This is a genomic window from Actinomadura macrotermitis (genome assembly GCF_009604375.1).
Lineage (GTDB): Bacteria > Actinomycetota > Actinomycetes > Streptosporangiales > Streptosporangiaceae > Spirillospora > Spirillospora macrotermitis.
The window spans coordinates 113,595-136,024 of sequence record NZ_WEGH01000006.1; the positions used below are offsets into that span (position 1 = coordinate 113,595).

The 22,430-nt window shown below is 74.7% G+C and carries 17 protein-coding genes and 6 tRNA genes; 20 read left to right on the forward strand and 3 right to left on the reverse strand.

What is annotated here, in order from left to right; all coding sequences use genetic code 11:
* Positions 1 to 5: 5 nt before the first annotated feature.
* Positions 6 to 1,109 carry a TDT family transporter gene (locus ACRB68_RS37075; RefSeq protein ID WP_153541167.1) on the reverse strand — a complete coding sequence of 368 codons (1,104 nt, stop codon included), beginning with the start codon at positions 1,107 to 1,109 and terminating at the stop codon, positions 6 to 8.
* 70 nt (positions 1,110 to 1,179) lie between these two features.
* Here ACRB68_RS37075 and ACRB68_RS37080 point away from each other — a divergent pair, with 70 nt between their 5' ends.
* The 12 genes from ACRB68_RS37080 (at position 1,180) to ACRB68_RS37135 (ending at position 14,421) form a co-directional block, all read left to right on the forward strand.
* Positions 1,180 to 2,106, forward strand: a complete 927-nt coding sequence (locus tag ACRB68_RS37080; protein ID WP_153541169.1) for a LysR family transcriptional regulator — start codon at positions 1,180 to 1,182, stop codon at positions 2,104 to 2,106.
* Positions 2,107 to 2,154: 48 nt separating this feature from the next.
* On the forward strand, positions 2,155 to 2,958 hold the full coding sequence (locus ACRB68_RS37085; protein ID WP_153541171.1) for a universal stress protein: 804 nt from the start codon (positions 2,155 to 2,157) through the stop codon (positions 2,956 to 2,958).
* 184 nt (positions 2,959 to 3,142) lie between these two features.
* Positions 3,143 to 4,162, forward strand: coding sequence for a CHAP domain-containing protein (locus ACRB68_RS37090; protein ID WP_153541173.1), 1,020 nt, complete (start codon positions 3,143 to 3,145; stop codon positions 4,160 to 4,162).
* Positions 4,163 to 4,220: 58 nt separating this feature from the next.
* A tRNA-Gly gene (locus tag ACRB68_RS37095) sits at positions 4,221 to 4,292 on the forward strand.
* Between the two features lie 39 nt (positions 4,293 to 4,331).
* Positions 4,332 to 4,405: transfer RNA gene (locus tag ACRB68_RS37100), tRNA-Cys, on the forward strand.
* A gap of 28 nt (positions 4,406 to 4,433) precedes the next feature.
* Positions 4,434 to 4,505 (forward strand) — tRNA-Val (locus ACRB68_RS37105).
* A 666-nt stretch (positions 4,506 to 5,171) separates the two neighbouring features.
* Positions 5,172 to 5,246: transfer RNA gene (locus ACRB68_RS37110), tRNA-Gly, on the forward strand.
* Between the two features lie 503 nt (positions 5,247 to 5,749).
* Positions 5,750 to 7,468, forward strand: a complete 1,719-nt coding sequence (locus tag ACRB68_RS42720; protein WP_194293594.1) for a stealth family protein — start codon at positions 5,750 to 5,752, stop codon at positions 7,466 to 7,468.
* A 39-nt stretch (positions 7,469 to 7,507) separates the two neighbouring features.
* The gene (locus ACRB68_RS37120) at positions 7,508 to 9,541 is read left to right on the forward strand and encodes a PIG-L family deacetylase (protein WP_194293595.1); all 2,034 of its coding nucleotides are present in this window, start codon (positions 7,508 to 7,510) and stop codon (positions 9,539 to 9,541) included.
* A gap of 26 nt (positions 9,542 to 9,567) precedes the next feature.
* Positions 9,568 to 10,590, forward strand: a complete 1,023-nt coding sequence (locus ACRB68_RS37125) for a serine/threonine-protein kinase (RefSeq protein ID WP_153541179.1) — start codon at positions 9,568 to 9,570, stop codon at positions 10,588 to 10,590.
* A complete protein-coding gene (locus tag ACRB68_RS37130) occupies positions 10,587 to 13,418 on the forward strand; it encodes a stealth conserved region 3 domain-containing protein (protein ID WP_328595265.1) in 2,832 nt (943 codons plus the stop codon). The genes ACRB68_RS37125 and ACRB68_RS37130 overlap by 4 nt, the downstream gene beginning before the upstream one ends.
* Before the next feature lie 88 nt (positions 13,419 to 13,506).
* A complete protein-coding gene (locus ACRB68_RS37135) occupies positions 13,507 to 14,421 on the forward strand; it encodes a sulfotransferase family protein (RefSeq protein ID WP_153541181.1) in 915 nt (304 codons plus the stop codon).
* Here the strand turns inward: ACRB68_RS37135 and ACRB68_RS37140 are convergent.
* Positions 14,394 to 15,320, reverse strand: a complete 927-nt coding sequence (locus ACRB68_RS37140; protein ID WP_153541183.1) for a glycoside hydrolase family protein — start codon at positions 15,318 to 15,320, stop codon at positions 14,394 to 14,396. The genes ACRB68_RS37135 and ACRB68_RS37140 overlap by 28 nt on opposite strands.
* 139 nt (positions 15,321 to 15,459) lie before the next feature.
* Between ACRB68_RS37140 and ACRB68_RS37145 the strand changes: the two genes are divergently transcribed.
* Positions 15,460 to 15,813: a nuclear transport factor 2 family protein gene (locus tag ACRB68_RS37145; RefSeq protein WP_153541185.1), complete on the forward strand. Its 354-nt coding sequence runs from the start codon at positions 15,460 to 15,462 to the stop codon at positions 15,811 to 15,813.
* A gap of 52 nt (positions 15,814 to 15,865) precedes the next feature.
* Here ACRB68_RS37145 and ACRB68_RS37150 read toward each other — a convergent pair whose 3' ends face one another.
* On the reverse strand, positions 15,866 to 16,231 hold the full coding sequence (locus tag ACRB68_RS37150; RefSeq protein ID WP_153541187.1) for a hypothetical protein: 366 nt from the start codon (positions 16,229 to 16,231) through the stop codon (positions 15,866 to 15,868).
* 114 nt (positions 16,232 to 16,345) lie between these two features.
* Between ACRB68_RS37150 and ACRB68_RS37155 the strand changes: the two genes are divergently transcribed.
* The 7 genes from ACRB68_RS37155 (at position 16,346) to ACRB68_RS37185 (ending at position 22,428) form a co-directional block, all read left to right on the forward strand.
* Positions 16,346 to 16,846 (forward strand): protein-tyrosine phosphatase family protein, encoded by a 501-nt coding sequence (locus ACRB68_RS37155; protein ID WP_207709967.1) that lies wholly within the window; start codon positions 16,346 to 16,348, stop codon positions 16,844 to 16,846.
* A gap of 4 nt (positions 16,847 to 16,850) precedes the next feature.
* Positions 16,851 to 16,923 (forward strand) — tRNA-Cys (locus ACRB68_RS37160).
* A 65-nt stretch (positions 16,924 to 16,988) separates the two neighbouring features.
* Positions 16,989 to 17,061, forward strand: a tRNA-Arg gene (locus ACRB68_RS37165).
* 21 nt (positions 17,062 to 17,082) lie between these two features.
* A complete protein-coding gene (locus ACRB68_RS37170) occupies positions 17,083 to 18,474 on the forward strand; it encodes an SDR family NAD(P)-dependent oxidoreductase (protein ID WP_328595266.1) in 1,392 nt (463 codons plus the stop codon).
* Positions 18,475 to 18,476: 2 nt separating this feature from the next.
* The gene (locus tag ACRB68_RS37175; RefSeq protein WP_207709968.1) at positions 18,477 to 19,607 is read left to right on the forward strand and encodes a leucine-rich repeat domain-containing protein; all 1,131 of its coding nucleotides are present in this window, start codon (positions 18,477 to 18,479) and stop codon (positions 19,605 to 19,607) included.
* Complete coding sequence (locus ACRB68_RS37180; protein ID WP_153541191.1) at positions 19,604 to 21,256, forward strand: ankyrin repeat domain-containing protein; 1,653 nt, start codon at positions 19,604 to 19,606, stop codon at positions 21,254 to 21,256. Before ACRB68_RS37175 ends, ACRB68_RS37180 begins: the two co-directional genes overlap by 4 nt.
* Positions 21,253 to 22,428, forward strand: coding sequence for an AAA family ATPase (locus ACRB68_RS37185; RefSeq protein WP_153541193.1), 1,176 nt, complete (start codon positions 21,253 to 21,255; stop codon positions 22,426 to 22,428). Before ACRB68_RS37180 ends, ACRB68_RS37185 begins: the two co-directional genes overlap by 4 nt.
* Positions 22,429 to 22,430: the final 2 nt, after the last annotated feature.

Genomic DNA, 22,430 nt, shown 5'->3' on the forward strand with positions numbered 1-22,430 from the left:
GTGCATCATCGGGGGACGTCAGCCAGCATGTTACCCGCCCTTGAACGGCTTGCAACCATTCCCTTACCCCCCGCATCCGCCGGGCGGCGGGCGATCAGGCGCACCGTGCGGGCCGCCGCGACCGTCCAGGCCGCGGCCAGCAGCAGGTAGAGGACGGCCGCCACCACGGTGAACACGGTGAGGCCGGTCAGCCGGGCGAGCCCGGCGGCGCCGGTGACACAGGTGCCGACCGGGAACGTCCACGCCCACCACGTCATCGCGAACGGCATCCCCCGGCGCAGCGCGCGGACGTTCACCGCGGCGGCCGTGACGAGCCAGAGCAGCGCGAACCCCATGACGGGCACGCCGTACAGGACGGCGAAGACCCGCAGCGCCGGGGCGTAGGGGCCGGCGACGCCCGCGAACTGGACGGCGGCGGTGACCGACTGGCCGAGCGGCCCGAGCACCAGGAACAGCGCCGGCGTCAGCGTGACCGGGGCGAGCTCGTGGTGCAGCAGCCGCGACCACACGACCGGCAGCAGGACCAGGGTGGCGAGCAGGCTCGCGCCGAACATGGCCTGGCAGCCGAACAGCATCGTCGTGCGGGCCTGCCCGGCAGGCAGGTACGGGACCAGCGCGGGGCCGGTCGCCGCCGCGACCATCGGCGCGACGAGCGGCAGCAGCCAGGTCGGGTCGGCGCTGCCGGGCCGTATCTCGTGGCCGGTCAACATCAGGTACGGCAGCCCGGCGGCGACGGCGAGCGCGTACAGGGTGCCGGCCGTCCACAGCGCGGCCGCGGCGACGACCGCGGCGCGGGCGCCGAGCACGTCCGGGCCGAGGAGGAGCGTGCCGTATCCGACCGCGAGCAGCGCCATCGGCGGGCAGCCGTAGAAGACGGCCGTCGCCGGGTTCCGCCAGAGCTGCTCGGCCGCCACGTCGCGGTGCCGCGTCAGGTGGACGGCGCGGGCGGCGGCGACCGCGAGCAGCGCCGCGACCGACAGCGCCCAGAACACGACCGCGAAGGCGCGCCGGCCCGGGACGTCCACCGGCAGGGCGTTCGCGGCGTTCGCCATGATCGCGGTGCCCATGACGCTCGCGTACCAGTTGGGGCCGAAGGTGCGGATCAGCATGCCCCCAGCCTGGGCGGCGGGAGGCCGGGCCGGTAGCCGCCGCGGATCTATGAGGGCATAAGGTCGGCTTATGTCCGTGGCGCGACGCGTCCCCGATCTGGGCGCGCTGGAACTGCTGCTCGCCGTCGTCCGGCTCGGCAGCGTGGGCCGCGCGGCGGCCGAGCTCGGCGTCACCCAGCCCGCCGCCAGCGCCCGCATCCGCTCGATGGAGCGCCAGCTCGGGGTGGCGCTGCTGGAGCGCTCCCCGCGCGGGTCGCGGCCGACCGAGGCCGGCACGCTCGTCGCGGGCTGGGCGCAGCAGGTGCTGGACGCCGCGCAGGCCCTGGACGCCGGGATCGGCGCGCTGCGCGAGCGGCGCGACGGGCGGCTGCGGGTCGTCGCCAGCATGACCGTCGCCGAGTACCTGATGCCGAGCTGGCTCGTCGCGCTGCACGAGACCCACCCCGGGACGGCGGTGACGCTGCGCACCGCCAACTCCGCGGCCGTCGCCGAGGTGGTGCGCGGCGGCGACGCCGACCTGGGGTTCGTGGAGGGCACCCGGACGCCCGCCGGGCTGAACGGCACCGTCGTGGCGGCCGACCGGCTCGTCGTGGCCGTCGCGCCCCGGCACCGCTGGGCGCGCCGCCGCGGCGGCGTGACCGGCGCCGAGCTCGCCGCCACCCCGCTGATCCTGCGCGAGGAGGGGTCGGGCACCCGCGAGGTGCTGGACCGGGCCCTCGCCGCCTACGGCGGGACGGCGCCGCCCGCGCTGCAGCTCGGCTCGACCACCGCGCTGAAGGCCGCGGCGGTGTCGGGCGCCGGTCCGGTCGTGGTCAGCGAGCTGGCGGTCGCCGACGAGCTCGCGGGCGGCCGGCTGGTCGCGGTCCCGGTGCCGGAACTGGACCTGCGCCGCCCGCTGCGCGCCGTCTGGCCCGCCGGGCAGCGGCCCGCCGGCCCCGCCCGCGACCTGCTCGCGCTGACCCGGCGCGGGCAGCCCGCCGGACCTTCGCAGCAGTGATGACCGGCCCGATCTTTCACGGGCCGCCGGAGGGGAATGCTGGCTTACATGATCGGAGAACACGTGCTGGCCGGCTACACGCCCGACGCCGGCGGACAGGAGGCGCTCGCCCTGGCCCGGGCCGTCGTCGCGCTCACCGGCGGCCGGCTGACGATCGGGCACGTCCACCCGCCGGACCGCCCCGCCGCCGCCGGCGAGTCGCTGACGCTGCTGGAGCAGGCCGCCGCCCGCTTGGACGGCGAGCCCGCCGAGCTGGTCTCGCACGAGGGCCGCGGCGTCGGGCGCGGCCTGTCCACCCTCGCCAGCCGGGTCGGCGCCGACCTCATCGTGATCGGGTCGCCGCCCGGCGGGGCGCACCACCGCATCGCCGTCGGCACCGCCGCCGACCACCTGCTGCACTCGGCGACCGAGGCCGTCATGGTGACCCCGGCCGGGTACGCCCCGCCCGAGCGGCTGGAGCGCATCACCGTCATGTACGTCGACCGCCCGCAGTGCGAGGAGGCCGTCATGCGCGCCGCCGTCGCGGCGCACATGCTCGGCGCGACGCTGCGCCTGGTCACCCTCGCCATGCCCGGCGACCCCGCCGGACGGCTCCGCGACGACCTCGCCCTCGCCATCCGGCTCGCCCTGGACTCCGCGCCGCTGACCGCCGAGGACGTCACCGCCGAACTCGGCGAGGGCGACGACGTCGCGGGCGCGCTGGCCGACCTCGGCTGGGTCGCGGGCGACCTGCTGGTCTGCGCGAGCAGCGAGGACGCCGCCGCGCACCGGGTGTTCATCGGCGAGGTGGCGCTGAAGGCGCTGCGGGCCGCGAGCTGCCCCGTCGCCGTCCTGCCCAGGGGCTACTCATGACATGGCCCATCCGGTACCCGCCCTCATAGCCCGAATCGACCGCTTCCATCCCGATCACTTGCCTCCGGCTCTTTACCTCGATTACATTCGCCCGAGACCGGAACGTGACCTCACGGGAAGGTGCACGTATCCGCTGGGGCCGGGCTCCCGCCCGCACCAGGAGAGGCTGCAGGGGGAGCGCGTCATGGACCCGATCGGTAAGAAGCTGCTCGACATCGCCACCAAGGAACTCGGGTACTCCGAGAAGGGCGACGGCTACACCAAGTACGGCGACTGGTACGCCAAGAACATCGACGCCGACCACGACGACTACTTCGTCACCGCGCCCTGGTGCGACATGTTCCTCGCCTGGGCCGCCGACAAGGCCGGCGTCGCCGACCAGGCCGGGCAGTTCGCCTCCACCATCGACCACGCCAAGTGGTTCCAGAAGCAGGGCGCGCTCGACCACCGCCCCGAGCCCGGCGCCATCGTCTTCTTCGACTGGTCCGGCTCGCACGACCTGGACCAGATCGACCACGTCGGCATCATCGAGAAGATCGACTCCGACGGCACCCTGCACACCCTCGAGGCCAACTCCGGCGACGAGCTCGTCCGCAAGACCCGCACCATGGACCAGGTCGCCGCGGTCGCGCACCCCGGCCAGGTGCGGGTCGAGCAGAAGTACACGCCCAAGCACGCCGGGCCCCCGCCGCGCATCGAGCACCTCACCGACTCCCCCGTGTCCGCCGCGCAGGCCCAGCAGCCCGCACGCCAGGAGCACAAGGAGGCCCCCTCCCCCGCGCTGCCGTCGCAGGAGGCCGTCCTCACCAGCGCCCTCGCGCTCGTGCTCTGCGGGACCGTCGCGCTCGCCGCCGGCCGCGCCACCGCCGCCAAGGCGCCGACCTCCCCGCCCATCCGGGTCCGCAAGCGCGGCAAGCACCACCGCCCCGCCACGCCCGTCCAGCTGCCCGCCGACGTCAGCGTCGCCGACCTGGAGTCGGCCGGCTCGGAGACCACCCTCATGCCGGCGCTGTCGCTGGCCGCCGCGCACGCGGCCGAGGACCGCGAGTTCTGGGGCCGCATCGCCCACCTGAAGGAGGACGAGGAGCTGGCGTTCTGGGACGACCTGCACTCGGCGGTCGCCACCGACCCCCGCCCCGCCGGGGCCCGGCAGGCCGCCGCCACGGACGCCGCCGAGTACGCAACCACTCCGGAATTCCGCTAGAGTTGTCCATGTCGCCGCGAGGGACCGCCCCCCAGGGAACCGGCCCCGAGCAGCGCAGGCGGAAGTGGCTCAGTGGTAGAGCATCACCTTGCCAAGGTGAGGGTCGCGGGTTCGAATCCCGTCTTCCGCTCTGAGAGGCCCTTGTGCACAGCCAGGCGGTCTTGTTTCTGGTGGAGTGGCCGAGAGGCGAGGCAACGGCCTGCAAAGCCGTGTACACGGGTTCAAATCCCGTCTCCACCTCCACGCCGACCGCCCCGGTGGTCGGTAGCACGGACGATTAGCTCAGCGGGAGAGCGCTTCCCTGACACGGAAGAGGTCACTGGTTCAATCCCAGTATCGTCCACGCGAGTCGGGCCATCATGGTCGGTGCAGCTGCACCTTCCCTGATGGCCCGCAGTGCTTTCCGGGGGGACGACCCCCCGAGCCCCCCGGTGTGGGGGCTCCGCCCCACGCCCCCGCGCGCGGGCTGAGGTCCGCGTTCTTCCGCGGCCGAGCCTCCGGCCTGCGTCTCCGTTCTGATGGTCTGAGCCTTCGTTGATCGTCCGCTCTCTGACACTGACACGGGCACGAGGGACAGAGATCCAGCGGTTGCTATTGCGGCTCTGTCGGCACACTCGTCACACCGGCCTCGGTCGACACGGTCCTATTCGCAGAACGGTCTCGGGCCGTATCTGATCCTGCAGTGCGGGAAGGCGAACTAGAACGTGCGCGCTCTGCCGTGAATGCTCGGCAGTGCGGGCTACAGTCAACCGCCGGCGCCTCTACCTGGCCCGGCCCTTCGCGTCTCTCCAGCGCGAACAGCTGCGTCAGGGACCTGCTCGACAAGTGGTGACACGGCGACGACCTGCCGTTTTCCCCGGAGCGACGGAAAGCGGTGATCTGAATCCCTTTGCACCTTTCGGGGGGCCGGCGGCCGGTGTCGAGTGCGCATCCGCCTCGAAGTTCCGCTAGAGTTGTCCATGTCGCCGCGAGGGACCGCCCCGAAGGGGAACGGGACCGAGCAGCACATGCGGAAGTGGCTCAGGGGTAGAGCATCACCTTGCCAAGGTGAGGGTCGCGGGTTCAAATCCCGTCTTCCGCTCCACACAGAAAGGCCCTCGTCCTTCGGGACGGGGGCCTTTCGCGTTGCCGGGCGCCGATACGGCCCCACCGCAAAAGTTGCCTCGATCCGCTGTGATGTAGATCACAGGAACGTTCAGGCGGCGTTCAGCCGGCCTTCATGATCCATTCAATTTCGGACGAACGGTCCCATCCGGCGCCATAAGCCCCTTATTTCCTTCCCGACGAGAAGGAACTCGATAGGTCGCAAGCGCGCTGTGATCTGCATCACAGCGCAGATCCGTACCCATGACCGCCATTCCAGACGTCATTATTTATCGACCCCGCCTTCTTGGCGGAGCGTCACTCTCGGCATTCTTTTCGCGACTCCCCGCCCGAAAAGAAGAAGAGAGCATGGCTCTGACCTGCTGTTTTGTCGTCATGAGCACGCACTGTGATGCACATCACCGAAATTGGTAAGGGTCTGCGGACAATACAGAGTGAGCGTTTTCGGTGTCGGCCGAGACTCATCACATTCAGGAGCAGCGTGTGGGTGTGCCCGAGAACATCGGACGCGCGGGGCAGGGCGGCGACCGCACGCCACCGCGGCCTCAGGGCTGGCGCCGGGCCGTGCCGGCGCCGGCCCGCCGGGGACTGCGGGTCCTGATCACGCCGGAGCTGCAGCTGCGGATCGAGAACTCCCGGTTCCAGCGGCGCCACCGCGACCTCGCCTCCGGCCGCGTGCTGGTGCCGGTGGCGGGGCGGCTGCGGATCGCCGAGCGGCGCGCGGACCTGTCCCCCTTACAGCTCTGGCGGGACACCCTGGACCTGGTGTGCCGGGCGCTGGAGGAGGCCGGGGTCGGGTACTTCTGCGTCCGCCCGGTGGAGCCCACCATGTCGGCGGTCGCGGTGTCGGCGGCCGACCGGGGCCGGGCGGTCGCCGCGCTCGCCGCGGCGACGGCCGCCGCCGACGCCTACGCCGGACCGCTGAAGGACGCCGACGGGTCCCGGGCCGGGCTCGGCGCCAAGGCCTGGGAGCGGGTGGCGGACCGCGACCTGATCCGGATCACCCGCCATCACTGCGCGCCGGACGGGTCGCTCTCGCTCGGCCCCGAGCACAGCTGCGTGGTGGAGTTCTGGCGGCCCGAGGGCGACGAGCTGGTCGCGCCGCGCGCCAACCGGATCACCGACCGGCTGCCGGCGCACGGCGCGCCGGTCCGCACCGGCGCGGACCGGCTCACCCCGATGGCCGGCCCGGACGACGGCGAGCCGCGGTACCGGACGCGGGCCGAGTTCCTGCTCCCCCTCGTCGACGACATCACGTTCCCCATCGACGTCGTCTACACCTGGGTCGACGGCGACGACCCGGCCTGGCGGGCCCGCCGCGACCTGGCCCTCGCCGAGGTCGGGGAGGCCGGGCTGAACCACCTGGCGGCCAACGACTCGCGCTACATCAGCCGCGACGAGCTGCGGTACTCGCTGCGCAGCCTGGCCGCCTACGCCCCGTGGGTCCGGCACATCTACATCGTCACCGACGACCAGGTGCCCCGCTGGCTGAACCTGGCCTCGCCGCGGATCACCGTGGTCGACCACAAGGAGATCTTCCAGGGGCGGGGCGTGCTGCCGACGTTCAACTCGCACGCCATCGAGTCGCAGCTGCACCACATCGAGGGCCTGTCGGAGCACTTCCTGTACCTGAACGACGACGTCTTCCTCGGCCGCACGCTCTGCCCGGACCGGTTCTTCCACCCCAACGGGACGACGAAGTTCTTCCCCTCCGCCAAGCGGCTGGACCTGCGCGAGCGCTCGGCCGAGGACCAGCCCGCGATGGCCGCGGGCAAGAACACCCGCCGGATCATCGAGCAGACCTTCGGCACCGTGCCGGCGCAGCGGCTCAAGCACACCCCGCACGCGCTGCGCCGCAGCGTCCTCGCCGAGATCGAGCAGCGCTACGCCGCCGAGTGCGCGCAGACCGCGCGGAGCCGGTTCCGCCACCCCGACGACCTGTCGATCCCCTCGTCGCTGCACCACTACTACAGCTTTCTCAGCGGCCGCGCCGTCGAGGCGGACATGGAGTACCGCTACATCGACCTCGCCCGCCCCGACGCCGCCGACCGGATGCGGGCGGCGCTCGCCGAGCGCTCCTACGACTGCTTCTGCGTGAACGACACCGAGGCGGGCGCGGAGAGCGAGAGCAGCCTGCTGGAGATGACCGAGCGGTTCCTGCAGGCCTACTTCCCGGTCCCCGGCCCCTATGAGATCGGCTGAGCCATGCTGCTTTCGGGGGAGAAAGGCAGGCGTTTCACGGTGGCGGGGGCGCTGCTGCTGGCGGGCGTGCTCACGGCGGGCGTCCTCGGCTTCCAGCGGCCGGCGCCGCCGGCGGGACCGGTACCGCCGTCGTTCCTGCACATCGTCGCGCATCCCGACGACGACCTGTTCTTCATCAATCCCGACATCGTCCAGGCGATGCGGACGGGGGCCGCGGTGACGACCGTCTACGTCACCGCGGCGGAGGGCAACGGGAAGAACGTCGTGCGCGGCCGGAACGCGGGCGCGCCGGTGGACCATCCCGCCTACATCGCGGCCCGCCACGCGGGAGTGCGGCGCGCCTACGCCCAGATGGCGACCGGCGACCCCGCCGCGCGGTGGTCGCGCCGCCGGGTGCACGCGCGGCACGGGTTCGTCGAGATCGACACCCTCGCCGCACGCCGGCGGATCGCGCTCGTCTTCCTGAACCTCGGCAACTGGCTGGTGGACGGGCGGGTCCGGCGGCTGACCGACCTGTGGCGCGGGACGGTGCCCGCGCTCGCCACCCGGCCGCCGCTCGGCGGCACCGTCCCCGAGAGCAGGACCTACACGCGCGGCGCGCTGATCGCGGAGCTGACGTGGCTGCTGCGCCGGTACCGGCCTTCGGTGGTGCGCTCCCTCGACCCCGATCCCGAGCGGGGCGTGGACGCCAAGGGCGCCGAGCACCGCACCGACAACCCCGACCACACCGCGACCGCGCTGCTGGCCCGTGAGGCCGTCGCCCGCTACGCGCGCGCGGGCGCCCCGCCGCCGCAGGTCGTGTACTACCGCGGCTACTACAACAGGCACTGGCCCGGGAACCTCGGCCAGGAGACCGTCGCGGAGAAGCTGGCGTTCGTCGGTACCTACGGCTGGGCCGACCAGGGGACCTTCCCCTGCCATGAGCCCGGCGGCTGCGGCGACCTGCAGGTGGGCGCGACCGGTGCGCTGAGCGGCTGGCCGCAGGGCACTCACCCGCGCTATCCCGGGACGGCCCGCTGGCTGCGGCCTCTGCCGGACGGCCGGCTCGCAGCGTTCGCGGTGGTGGGCGGCCGGGTGCTGCGGTGGGAGGAGCAGGCGCCGGGCGGACCGTGGCGACCCGGTGTCCCGCTGCCCGGCGACGGGTTCCTGCCGGAGGTGAGCGTGCTGCGGCTGCCGGACGGGCGGCTCGCGGTGTTCGGCGTCCAGGTCGTCCCGGGACGGACCCTGACCGAGCCGTCCTACCGGGTCGTGTACGCGACGCAGGACCGGCCCTCGGGCGGGTTCGGCGACTGGCGGGACCTCGGCAATCCGGCCGGGGGCGCCCCGGCGCGGCTGCGCGACGTCGGCGCGACCGTCCCGGCGGTGGACGGCGCGGGCCGCATCAGCGTCTTCGTCCGCAACGGGGGGCTCGGCGTCAGCGGCCGCACCCAGCGCGCGGACGGCGCCTTCGGCCCGTGGACCGACCTGCACGGCAAGCGCGTCCAGGACGGCCTGGCGGCCGAGACCGACGCCGCGGGCCGCATCGAGCTGTTCGGCGCGGCCCTGCCCGCCGGATGGCAGTGGGACCGGCCGTCGGGGACGCCGGGCCTGTGGCACTGGCGGCAGGGCACGCCCGGCGGCCCGATGGGGGCCGGCGCGTGGACGCCGGTCACGCCGGGGGTCACCGGGCCGCTCACCCTCGTCCGGGACCGGGGCGGGCGGCTCGACCTGCTGGCCCGGCAGGCGAACGGCGGCGGGACGGTGCTGTTCCGCCGGCCGAGGCCGGCCGGCCCGTGGCCGGGCACGGGCACGGTGCTCGCCGGGCCCGGCGGTTACGGCCCGGTGGGCGCGGCCTTCGCCGGGGGCGGGGCCCTGTGGCTCACCGGCCGCAGCGCGTCCGGCAGCGCCGCCGTCCACTCCGGCGGCGGCTGGCAGGACATCGGAGGGCTGTTCCTCCAGGCTCCGGCGGCGGCCGTGGACGCGACCGGCCGGCCGGTCGTCGCCGTCATCGACACCCAGGGGCGGCTGCGCGTCGCGCGCCGGTCCGCCGCCTCCGGCTGGGAGTGGCGGACGGCCGGGACGCAGGCCCCCTGATGAACGACAACGGGAGGCAACCCAGTATGAACGTGTCACGGTACTGGCGGATGGCGCGGTCGGACCCGGCCTGGTTCGCCCAGCGCGTCCGCGAGGAGGCCGAGTCCCGCGCCGCCGGGGTGCGGCACCGGGTCCGGCGGGAGACCGACGAGGCGATCCGGACGGCGGTGGCGCGCAGCGGCCTCGCCCGGGCCGTCGCCTCCGGCCCGGCGGTCGCGGCGGAGTACTTCGCGGTCCTGGACGGCAGCACCCTGAACCTGCACGCCGTCCTGCCCGCCGGCGTGGACGGGCCCGCCGAGGTCGTGTTCGCCCGGCACGGCCGCGAGCTGCGCGCCCCGGCCGAACCGGCCCCGGGCGGGCGGGTCACCGCCGTCACCGTGCTCGGCGCGGCGCAGGGCGGCGTCCCGCTGACGCCGGGCGGCTGGCGGGTCGGCCTCGCGGTGCGCACCGCGCGGGGCGAGCGGGCTGTCGGGCTGCTCGCCCGCGCCGGCGACGACCTGGACGGCCCGACCGCGGCCGACCCGCCCTGCCCGCGCAGCGGCGCCCGGTACACGCCCGGGTCGTCCGCGACGGGCCACTGCCTGCTGCGGGTCACCGTGCCCGAGCCGTCCGCCGAGGTCGTCCGGTTCGAGCGGACCCTCGCCCGGATCGAGATCGGGGTGCGGCTCGTCGCGGTCGACGCCGGGCGGCTCGCGGTCCGCTTCCAGGCGCGCGGCAACGGCCCCGCGCACACCGTCGCGGCCGACCGGGACGGCGACGGCTTCCGCGTCCGGGTGCCGCTCGCCGCCATGGCCCGGGACGGGCGGGGCGGCGAGCGGGTCTGGGACGTGTTCGCCGAGCCCCCCGGGCACCGCCCCCTGCGGCTCGGCCGCCACCTGCACGACGTGCGCGACCCCCGGCGGGTACTGCGGATCCCCCAGGGGACCGTGGCCACCGGGCCCGCGGCGCTGCTGCGCGTCCGCCCCTACTACACCGGCAACGGCGACCTCGCGCTCGGCTGCGCGCCCGTCGCGCCGAGCACCGACGCCCCCCTGGAGGAGACCCTGTGAAGATCACGTTCATGCTCACCTGGGCCGACGCGATGGGCGGTACCGAGCGCGCCGTCTACACCCAGGCCGAGCACCTGGCCGCCCGCCACGAGGTGGAGGTCCTCAGCGTCTTCCGGACCGACGCCGAGCGGTTCTTCGCGGTGGACGCCGCCGTGCCGGTCCGGTACCTGGTCGACGAGACCGGCCCGGTGCCGCGCCCGGTGCGCGACTGCGACCTCGACGACGCGACCTGCCGGACGCTGGCCGAGAGCCCGAGCCGGCTCATCGAGACCCGCTGGGAGAAGGCGTTCAACCGGCTGAGCGACATGGAGATCGAGCGGGCGCTGCGCGAGCTGGACACCGACGTGCTGGTGTCCACCTCCCCCGCGCTGATGGCCGTCACCACCACGCTGCCGCCCGCGCGGGTGCTGACCGTGCACCAGGAGCACCGCCCGTCCCAGGTCAGGGGCGGCACCGGCGAGCCGCTGTTCCGGTACGCGCCGCGGCTGGACGCGCTGGTGGTGCTGACCGAGCGGACCCGCGAGTGGTTCGCCGAGTCCCTGCAGGACTGCGCGCCCCGGCTGGAGGTGATCGTCAACGCGGTGCCGGGCGGCTTCCGGCCGCGCTCGGCGCTCACCGCCCGGTCGGTCACCATGGCCCGCCGGCTGGTGCCCGACAAGCAGGTCGACCACGCCGTCCGGGCGTTCGCGCAGGTCGCCGCCGCGCACCCGGACTGGGTGCTGCGCGTGTTCGGCGACGGGCCCCAGCTGCCCGCGCTGCGCCGGCTGGTCAACGCGCTCGGCCTGCACGACCACGTCCAGCTCCTCGGCCCGACCGCGCACATGGCCGAGGAGTGGGCCAAGTCCAGCATCACGCTGCTGACCTCCCGCGACGGCGAGGCGTTCCCGCTGGTGCTGACCGAGGCGTTCGCGGCGGGCGTGCCCGCGATCAGCTACGACTGCCAGACCGGCCCGGCCGAGATCATCACCGACGGGGAGAACGGCTACCTGGTCGCCCAGGACGACATCGACGGGCTGGCCGCCGCGATGCTCAAGCTGATCGGCGATCCGCAGCAGCTGCGCGACTTCGGCGCCGCCGCGCTGCGCGCCGCCGGGCAGTACGACATCGAGCTGGTCATGGGGAGATGGGAGGAGCTGTACGGCGAGCTGCTGGCGGGCCGGGACGCCTCCGGCCGCACCGCCGCCAAGGCCGACCGGCTCGCCGCCTGGGGCCTGCGCACCGGAGGTTCGGGCTTCGCGCCCGCCGTGCCGCCGCCCGCGACGCCGCTCGCCGGCGCCGCGGGCCGCCGCGAGGCGCGGCTCGCCGCCGACGAGAGCGGCCTGGTCCGGTTCGGCGGGCGCCTCTGCCGCCAGGCCGACGACCTGATGCCCGCCGACGTCGCGCTCGCCAACCTGGACCTGGTCGCCGATGTGCTCGCCGGCGCCGGCGTCCCCTACCAGGTGCTGCGCGACCCCGGGGTGCGGCACCGCGTCGTCGTGCGGGCCGCGCACCGCGCCGCCGCGATCGCGGCGCTCACCGCGGCCTACGCCGACCGCGCCGTCTACGCCGACCCGCTGCGGCCCGGCGGCCGGACCGCGCCGGGCACGCTGGTGGCCGAGCTGCGCGACACCGTCGACACCGCCGGGCTGCGGGTGTTCCAGCCCGTCGTGTCGGCCTCGCGCACCCTCAGCTACGGCCCCGCCTACGGCTGCGACCTGGAGTTCTGGGCCGACGCCGAGGACGGCGCGGGACTGGTCGCGACCCGCCGCACGCTGCTCGGCGACGTGGTGCCCGAGGCGGTGATGGCGCCCGGCCGGGTCGTCCTCGGCGGCCGTGAGCACCCATCGGTCGCGGCGCTGGACCGCACGCTGGTCGCCGACGTCGCCTTCCCGATCGACGTCGTCTACACCTGGGTCGACGGCGACGACCCGGCCTGGCGGGCCCGCCGCGACGCCGCGTTCGCCGAGCTCGGCCGGCCGCCCGTGGACGCCGCCGGGGCCGACGCCCGGTTCCGGTCCCGCGACGAGCTGCGCTACTCGCTGCGCAGCCTGGAGATGTTCGCGCCCTGGGTGCGCACCGTGCACATCGTCACCGACCGGCAGGTGCCGGCGTGGCTGGACACCGCGCACCCGCGGATCCGGGTCGTGGACCACAGCGAGATCTTCGGGGACCGCGGCGCGCTGCCGAGCTTCAACTCCCACGCCATCGAGACGCAGCTGCACCACATCGAGGGCCTGTCGGAGCACTTCCTGTACTTCAACGACGACGTGTTCCTCGGCGGGCCGGTCGAGCCGGGCCGGTTCTTCCACCCGAGCGGGACGGCCCGGTACTTCCCCTCGCCGACCCCCGTGCCGCTCACCCCCGTGTCCCCGGACGACGACTTCAACTTCAGCGCCGGCAAGAACAACCGCGTGCTGATCGAGGAGGCGTTCGGCCACACCCTCACCCACGCGTTCCTGCACGCCCCGCACCCGCTGCGCCGCGACGTGCTCGCCGACATCGCCGAGCGCTTCCCGGCGGAGACGGCGCGGACCGCCGCGAGCCGGGTCCGCGCCCACGACGACATCGCCGTCCCCTCGTCGCTGCACCACTACTACGCCTTCTTCACCGGGCGCGGCGTCCCGGCGGACCTCAGGTGCGCCTACATCAACGTGGGCGACGCGAGCCAGCACCCCCGCCTCACCCAGATCCTGACCCAGCGCCAGTTCGAGGTGTTCTGCCTGAACGACACCCACCACGGGGACCTGCCGGCCGACGAGCAGGGGCAGATCGTCTTCGCCTTCCTGGAGGGCTACTTCCCGGTCGCCTCCTCCTTCGAGAAGGGAAGCCCCCGCAACCTGCGCCGGTGACCGCGGCCGGGCGCACCGCGGATTCTTGAGTTAAACGGTAGGGAAACTGTAGTATCGGCGCTCGACGGCCACGCCCCCGGGAGACGCCATGCCCCTGCCGGACTTTCTGATCGTCGGTGCGCCCAAGGCCGGGACCACGGCCCTGCACGCCGGCCTCGCCGCCCACCCCGACCTCTACCTCTCGCCGGTGAAGGAGCCCAAGTTCTTCCTCACCGACGGCCCGCCCCCCACCCGGGGCGGGCCGGGCGACGCGCAGACCTACCGCGAGCACGTGTGGCGCCGGGCCGACTACGAGGCCCTGTTCGACGCCGCTCCCCCGGGCGCGCCGCGCGGCGAGAGCACCCCGTTCTACCTGCACGACCTGAGCGCCCAGTCGCGGATCCAGAAGGCGATCCCGGAGGCGAGGCTGATCGCGGTGCTGCGCGACCCGGTCGAGCGGGCGCACTCCAACTGGGCGCACCTGTGGGCGGCCGGGCTGGAGCCGATCGGCGACCCGGTCCGCGCGTGCGCGGCCGAGGAGCGGCGGGTGAAGGACGGCTGGGCCGCGTTCTGGCACTACACCGGCCTCGGCCTGTACGGCGAGCAGCTCCAGCACCTGTACAAGCTGTTCCCCGAGGAGCAGATCCTGCTGCTGCGCTACCGGGACGTGCGCGACGACGCCGCGGCGACCCTGGACCGCATCTGCGCCTTCCTCGGCGTGCGCACCGGGGTGATCGACACCATCCCGCGCGAGAACGTCACCGCGCACGTGCCCGACACGGCCGCGACCCGCGTCGTCCAGCAGGTCCTGCGGACCGGGTCGCGGGTCGGCGGGTACGCGCCCCGGCCGCTGCGGCGGGCGGCGAGCCGCCCGTTCCTGTCGCTGCTGCAGCGCGGGCAGCGGCCCCGGCGGCCGCTGACCCCCGAGCAGCGCGAGCGTCTGCTGCCCTACTTCGCCGACGACATCGCGCTGCTCCAGGAGGTCACCGGGCTGGACTACTCGGACTGGCTCGCGCCGAGGTGAAGCTCGGTGCGCAGCTCGTGCGCGCCGTCGGCCCGCGTCAGCTCGTAGTAGAGGCGCCAGCCGCCCGCGGCGAGCGGCACCGCGCACAGGTAGCGCAGGCCGCCGCCGTGGTGCGGTGAGCGCGCGAGGGGCTCCTCGCCCGCGGCGGCCAGCGGGCCGAAGCCGGTGCCGACCGCGAGGCCGGTGCGCTCCTCGTAGTTCTGCGCGGCGTCGGCGCGGCCGTCGTAGTAGGCGAACAGCCGGCCCTCGTGCGGGACGACGGCGGAGACGCGGGTGCCGCGCTCGTCCCAGTGCCCCGGGCGGCCGGTGAGCACGGTGCCCTGCCAGGTCCACTCCAGGCCGTCGGCGCTGGTGGCGTGGTCGGTGACCATCCGGTCCGCCTCCTCCGGGTCGGCCAGCGGGTGGACCGACGCCCACAGGTGCCACTTGCCGCCGTGCTGCAGGATCACCGGGTCCTTCACCCCGGCGTGCGCGCTGCCCGGCAGGACGACGCGCGGCTCGGCCGCGGCGAGGCCGCGCGGGTCGGCCGCCTCCAGCACCTCGATCCGCCAGTGCTTGGTGCCGGGCGTGGCGCAGCTGAGGTAGAGCCGCCACCGGCCGTCCTCGGTCAGGACCAGCGCGGGGCGTTCCAGCGACTCGGTGACCGCCGGATCCTTGTCGATGACGGCCAGGGTCTCGAAGCGCTCCCCGTCCGGGGACGCGGCGACGACGACGGCGTAGCCCCGGCCCTCCCCCAGCGGGCGGCGCAGCCGGTAGGCCAGGTAGGTGACGCCGTCCGCGACCAGGGCGCTCGGCGCGCCCGCCCAGTGGCCGGGGCCGTCGTGCGGGGGCCGGACGACCGGCCGGGAGCGCTCGGGGCGGGGCGGCGGGAACGGCGGACCATAATTCCTAGTGTCCATGTAGGGATCATAGAGAATACGGCGGCCCGCGTGCGTGGTCCGCGTCCCGGAAAACTATCCGAACACGCGCATTTCGCCCGCGATATTTGTCTTTTCGGATAAAGAAGTACGGCGGCGGTGTCTCGGACAATCAGACCTCATGGCCACACCGCGCGAGATCGTGCTCGCCTACTACGACGCCGTGGACGCCGGGGACAACGAGGCGCTGCTGGCGATGTTCCACCCGAAGGCCGTCTACCGCCGTGGCGGGTATCCCCCGATCGAGGGCGCGGACCAGCTGCGGCACTTCTACGAGAACGTGCGGATCATCGCGCACGGGTCGCACACCGTGCACTCGGCCGTCTGGCAGGACGAGCACGTCGCGGCGCGGGGCAGCTTCACCGGCGTCTCCCGCGATGACAAGGACCTGTCGGCGGAGTGGGCGGACTTCTTCGTCTTCGAGGACGGCCTCATCCAGGAGCGCACCACCTACTTCTTCGCCCCCGGCGTGTGACAAGGCGCGGGCCCCGTCCGAGAAAGGACGGGGCCCGCGCCACAGCCAGGCGTCACTTGCCGAGGCGGGCCTTGGCCCGGCCGGCGCCGCTCTTGGCGAGGGCACCGCCGGTCACCGCACCGGTCTTGGCGAGCGCGCCGCCGGACTTGGCCAGCGACCGGGCCTGCCGGCCCGCCTTCGTCCAGCGGCTCACGTTGTTGCGCTGGTGGCGACGCCAGAGCAGCACACCGGCGATGCCTGCCGCGACACCGGCGATCCCGGCGCCCGAGCCGGCCGCCGCCTTCGCGCCGGGGCGCTTGGCACCGCCCTGCTCCTCGTCCAGATTGTCGCGGGTGCGCTCGGCGTCGTCGTGCAGCTCGTCCGGAGCGACCTGCGGGGTACCGAGGCCGTTCTTCGAAGCCTTCGTCTCGGTGCTCATGGGGCTCCTCCCGTATCGATGTGCGTCGGCCGCCCACCCCCTACCCGGCGATCACCGGCCAAACCCCGGCGGCCCTTTAGGGTGGGGCACGTCACCGATCACCGGGAGCCGATCGTGCGGACCAAGGGGCGCGGCGCGCCCGATGCCGGCGAGCCGTGGAACGAGATCGTCCCCGGCCTCTGGATGGGCGGGCACCGCTACCGCGACGTCGCGGGCGTCCTGCGCGACGCGGTGGTGGCCGAGGAGTTCGACGTCGTCTGCAGCCTGTACCTGCGCGACGGGCACGGCCCGCCGCCGCACGTGGAGCACCACTGCGCGCTCGTCCCCGACGATCCGCTGTCGTCCGCCGAGATCCGGGCGGTGCTCGGGCTCGCCGAGATCGCGGCGGAGGCGGTCCGCGGCGGGCGCCGCGTGCTGGTGCGGTGCCATTCGGGCTACAACCGCTCCGGGCTGGTGGTCGCGCAGGCGCTGGTCCTGCTCGGCCACGAGATGGACGACGCGATCTTCCTGATCCGGCGGCGGCGGTCGCGCTGGGCCCTGAACAACCGGCTCTTCGAGGAGTACCTCACCACCGGGCTGGACGTCGCCTGCCTGCTGACCGGCCTGGACGCCTGAGCGGCGGGCCGTGGCGCGGAGGTCGTCGCGCCCGCCTGCACAGCGGGAGGACACCGGTTCGAATCCGGTCGGTCCGCCGCGCGGGCGAAGATCGGGAACGCTGTGCGGAATGTCGGGGATGTTCGCTACGATCCTGCGCGGCAGGGCCGTAGCGCAGAGGTCGTCGCGCCTTAGCTGCGAGCTGGAGGACGTCGGTTCGAATCCGACCGGTCCTGCCCCAAGCCGTGAGGAGTGCAGTGCCGTCCACCCCCGCCGCGGCCCCGACGCCGGCGGCGGGGGACGCGCCCGACGCCGCCGAGCTGGCGGCCTGCCTGCGGGTGCTGGCGCAGGCGCGCGCCGCCGACCCCGACGACCCGCGCTGGCAGCCGGTGCTCCGCGCCAACCGGCAGCTGTACCAGGCCAACCGCAAGGCGCGGAAGGCGTCGCGGCGCGCGGCCAAGCGGAACGAGGACCTCGCCCTCCTGGCCGCCACCACCCGGTTCCGGGAGCAGGACCCGGGCCCGGTCCCCGAGGCCGGGCGGGCGAAGCCGTCGAAGAGGCTGCTGGGGAACGCCCGGCCCTGTTACGTGTGCAAGTCCCTCTACCGTGAGGTGCACCCCGACTACCACATGCTCTGCCCGGAGTGCGCGGACGAGAACGCCACGCGCCGGCACGCCCGGTGCGACCTGCGCGGGCGGACGGCGGTGGTCACCGGCGGCCGGGTGAAGATCGGGTTCCAGGTCGCGCTGAAGCTGCTGCGCGACGGCGCCGAGGTGCTGGTCACCACGCGGTTCCCGCGCGACGCGGCGCGGCGGTTCGCGGCCGTGCCCGACTCGGGCGAGTGGCTCGGGCGGCTCGGCGTGCACGGCGTCGACCTGCTGGACCTGCCCGGCGTCGCCGGGCTGCTGGAGACGGTGCACGACCGGTTCGACCACCTGGACATCCTGGTCAACAACGCCGCGCAGACGATCCGGCGGCCCGCCGCCTACCACCGGGAGGTGCGCGCGGGCGAGGCGCTGCCGCTCGCCGGCGACGCCGCCCGGGTCGAGCTCACCGCGCCGGGCCGGCCGCCCGAGACCGCGCTCGCGGTGCCCGCGCCGGCCGACGCGGCGCTGTTCCCCGCCGGGCGCGTCGACGAGACCGGGCAGCCGCTGGACCTGCGCGACCGCAACAGCTGGAGCCTGCGGCTGCACGAGGTGGACCCGGCCGAGTGGCTGGAGGTGCAGCTGATCAACGCGTTCGCGCCGTTCCTGCTCACCTCGCGGCTGCGCGGCCTGCTGGAGGCCTCGCCCTGGCCGGACCGGTACGTGGTGCAGGTGTCGGCGATGGAGGGCAGCTTCGCCCGGGAGAACAAGACCGTCCGGCATCCGCACACCAACATGGCCAAGGCGTCGCTGAACATGCTGACGCGCACCTCGGCCGCCGACTACGCCGCCTCGGGCATCCACATGACCAGCGTGGACACCGGCTGGGTGACCGACGAGCGGCCGCACCCGAGCAAGTCCGCCGAGCGGGCGGCGGGGTTCCGGCCGCCGCTGGACGTCATCGACGGCGCGGCCCGGGTGTACGACCCGATCGTGCGCGGCGTCGCCGCCGGCGAGCGCATGTCGGGCCTGTTCCTGAAGGACTACCGACCGGTGGAGTGGTGACCGTGGAGCCGACCCCCGTACGCTGCCCGGCGATCGAGTACCCGGACGTGCCCGCCGCCGACCCGGCCGCGCTCGCCCCGCTGCTCGCCCGGCTGGCCGAGCCCCGGCCCGTGGCGGGCGACGAGGTGTTCGGCCTCGGCACGCTGCGCGGGGACGGCCGCGTCGACCTGTGCAAGCAGGGCCTCGGCGCGGCGGGCGTCGAGCGGCTGGTGCCCGCCGCCGTCGCGTCCCCGCACGCGGTGCACCTGCTGCTCGGCACGAACGCGATCGGCACCGCCGGAGCGCGCGCGCTCGCGGCCGGTCTGGAGCCCGGACACGGGCTTGAGACGCTTTACCTAGGGTGCAACCGGATTGACGCGGAAGGCGCTGCCGCTCTCGCGGAACGGCTGGAGACGGATGAGACCGTCCGGGCGCTGTGGCTGAAGCGCAACCCGGTCGGGGACCAAGGCGCCATGGCCGTCGCGGCGATGCTGCGCCGCAACACCACGATCCGCACGCTCGACCTGGTCAATACCGGAGTCGGGCTGGAGGGGCTGCGGGCGCTGCTGGACGCGCTGCTTGAGAGAGAGCGGCCGTTGGAGCGGCTCTTCCTGGGCGGCAACGGGCTGGGGCCCGAGGCGGGCGAACTGCTTGCGGCGCTCGTGCGGGACGCGGGTGTGAGCGAGCTCTACCTGCCCGCCAACCACTTGGGTGACGAGGGTGCGGCCGTTGTCGCGGCGGCGGCCGATCCGGCACGTCCGGTCAAGCTCGGTCTCGGCGGCAACGGGATCGGGCCGTCCGGAGCGCGCGCGCTGGCGAGCGCCCTGGCGGGCATCGAAGCACTGGATCTCGGGCGTCCGCCGTCCGAGCGCACCCTCGGCGCTCCGGCCAACGCCACCGGCGACGAGGGCGCGGCCCTGCTCGCCGAGGCACTGCCGGGCAGCCCGCTGCGCCGCCTGGAACTGCGCCACACCGGCATCACCGGCCGCGGCGCCAAGACGCTGCTGGCCCGCGTCGGCGGCGACACGCGCCTGGAGTACGTCGGGCTCGGCCCCGGCGTGCCGCGCAAGGTCAAGCGCGGGTTCGCCGGGCGGCTGCGGCCCGCCGCGCGCACCCACCCCGACCTGCACGCGATCGGGAGCCTGTACCGATGACGCCGAACGAGCTGGCGAACTGGGCCAGGGTCCGGCGCTACGCCGTCCCGGCCTGGATGATCGAGCAGGCCACCGAGCGGCGGCTGGCCGGCGACTGGCGCGGCGCGTGCGCGGCGGCGCGGGTCGACGTCGCGTTCGACCTGGCGGACGTCGCCCGCGAGCACGGCCGGCAGGCGGCGGACGAGCTGGAGGAGGTCCTGCTCCACTTCGCACCGGACCTGCTGCGCTGGCATCTGCCGCGGACCGACGGCGGCCGGGCGACCCTCATCACCCACCATGTCGTCAAGCTCCGCGAGAGCGGGTACGGCGCCCTGCACGTCACCCTGCCGATGATGGTGGAGGGCCCGCAGCGGCTGACGCTGCACCACGCCCCGAAGCTGGTCCGCAGGTCCCCCGGCGGGCGCCGGAAGCTCGGCGTGCTGGACTGGACGGGCGCGCCGGGGACCTGGGACGTCCGGCACGCGGACGACCTGCGCCACGGCGCCGAGCGCATGCCGTTCTTCCACCCCGACGGCACGCCGCTCCGGCCGGACGAGCTGCCCGCCGCACGTCCCGAGGGCGGCCCCGGGCTCGCCGAGTGGGCGGCGCTGCTGTACGAGCGCGAGGACCTCGCGGGCGCGTTCGCCGCCGTCGGCATCGAGGCGGACCTGACCATGCCGGAGATCCCCTACTACTGGGATGGCCGGCGCGACCCTGTCGGCCTGTTCGGCGGCAGTCCCGTCGACTTCACGCTGCTCGGCGGGCAGAACGGGGCGCTTCCGCTGCTCGCCCACACGGGCCTGCTCCTGGAGGACGGCACCGCGCGGCTGGTCCCCCTCGCCTACGGCTCCAGGCTCCACGTGCTCCACGACCACCAGTGGCGGTTCCCGCCCGACCTGGAGCTGGTGCGCGCCGGGAAGATCACACCTGAGGAGCTGCACCCGCTCGTCCGCTCCGCGATGTTCCCCAAGCGCCCCGAGCCGGACGGTCCCGTCGGCCCGCCCGGGCCGGAGCCCCTCTCCCCCGTCCGCGTCCGCTGCCGGGGCGACTGGCACGAGGTGCGCTTCACCGGCGGCGCGTTCGTCACCCCGCACACCGCCGAGGAGGAGCAGCGCGAGCAGGCGCTGAAGGCGTTCGGCGGGCAGATCTCCGGCTGCTTCGCCGTCCGCGAGACGCTCGCCGGCGCCGAGGGGCGGCTGCCGAAGCGGCTGCGCGCCCAGTACCTCGAACTGTTCGTGCGCGCACAGCACGGCGACACGCCCGCCGTGCTGCAGTTGCTGGACGCCGGGATGGACCCGCGCCTGCGCGACGGCCGCAAGCGGACGCTGCTGCACTACCTGCACATGCTCGACCACGAGGTCCTGCTGCCCCGGCTGCTCGCCGCCGGGCTCGATGTCAACGCGGCCGACCACAACGAGCGGACGCCGCTGCACATGGCCGTCGGCGACTACGGCTCGGTCGCGCTCGTGCGGGCGCTGATCGACGCCGGGGCCCGCACCGATACCGTCGACGGCTACCAGTTCTCCCTCGCCAACCTGATCCGCCAGCACAAGCGCACCGAGCTGGACTGGCTGCGCGACCGCGTCGAGGCGGAGTTCCCCGACATCGGCAGCGACTACTGGGACGAGTTCGAGGACTACGGCGAGGACGACGAAGAGGACGACGAATGACCTCCCATCCGCTGGACGCCGCCGACGAGCTGAACCGCCGCGCCCGCGCCTGGCGGTCCGAGCCCGCCCGCAGCACCCAGCTGGAGGCGCTGGCGCTCGCGGTCACCGCGAACCTGCCGGTGCTGCTGTGGGGTGAGCCGGGCATCGGCAAGTCGGCGGGCCTGGAGCGGCTGGCGGACGGGCTCGGCGTCCCGCTGGAGACGGTGATCGCCAGCGTGCACGAGCCGTCGGACTTCGCCGGCCTGCCGGTGATCGGCGACGACCCGGCGGCGACCGGGGTGCCGATGGCGCCGCCGGACTGGGCGGTGCGGCTCGCCGCGGCCGGGCGCGGCCTGGTGTTCTTCGACGAGCTGTCGTCGGCGCCGCCCGCCGTGCAGGCCGCGCTGCTGCGGGTGGTGCTGGAGCGCCGCGTCGGCAGCCTCACGCTGCCGGGGCCGGTGCGGGTGGTCGCGGCGGCGAACCCGCCGGCGAGCGCCGCCGACGGCTGGCACCTGTCGCCGCCGCTGGCCAACCGGTTCGTGCACCTGCACTGGACGCACGACCCGCGCACCGTCGCGCGCGGCCTGGCCGGGACCTGGCCCGAGCCGGCCGTCCCGGTCGTCGACCCGGCGAAGGCGGCCGGCGCGGTCGCGCGGGCGCGCGGCGCGGTGTCGGGGTTCCTCACCGCCCGCCCCGGGCTCGCGCACCACCTGCCGGACAGCGCCGAGGCGCGCGGCGGGGCGTGGCCGTCGCCGCGCAGCTGGGAGATGGCGCTGCGGCTGCTGGCCGCCGGGTACGCGACCGGCGCGGGCGACGACGCGGTCGCGGCGGCGGTGGTCGGCGCGGTCGGCGACGGCGCCGGGCTGGAGCTGCTGGCCTACCTGGAGGCGCTGGACCTGCCCGACCCCGACAAGGTGCTGGCCAACCCCGGCGCGTTCGCGCTGCCGTCGCGCGGCGACCGGCAGCTGGCGTTCCTCACCGCCGTCGTCTCGGCGGTGCAGGGCGACCTCACCCGCAAGCGGTGGGAGGCGGGCTGGGCCGTGCTCGCCAAGGCCGTCGACGCGGGCGTGCCGGACGTGGCGGCCCGCGCCGCCGCCGACCTGGCGGCGCTGCGCGACCTGGACTGGCCGGTGCCCGACGGCATCGACGGGTTCGTGGACCTGCTGCGGCTGTCCGGCGCGCTGCCGGGCTGATC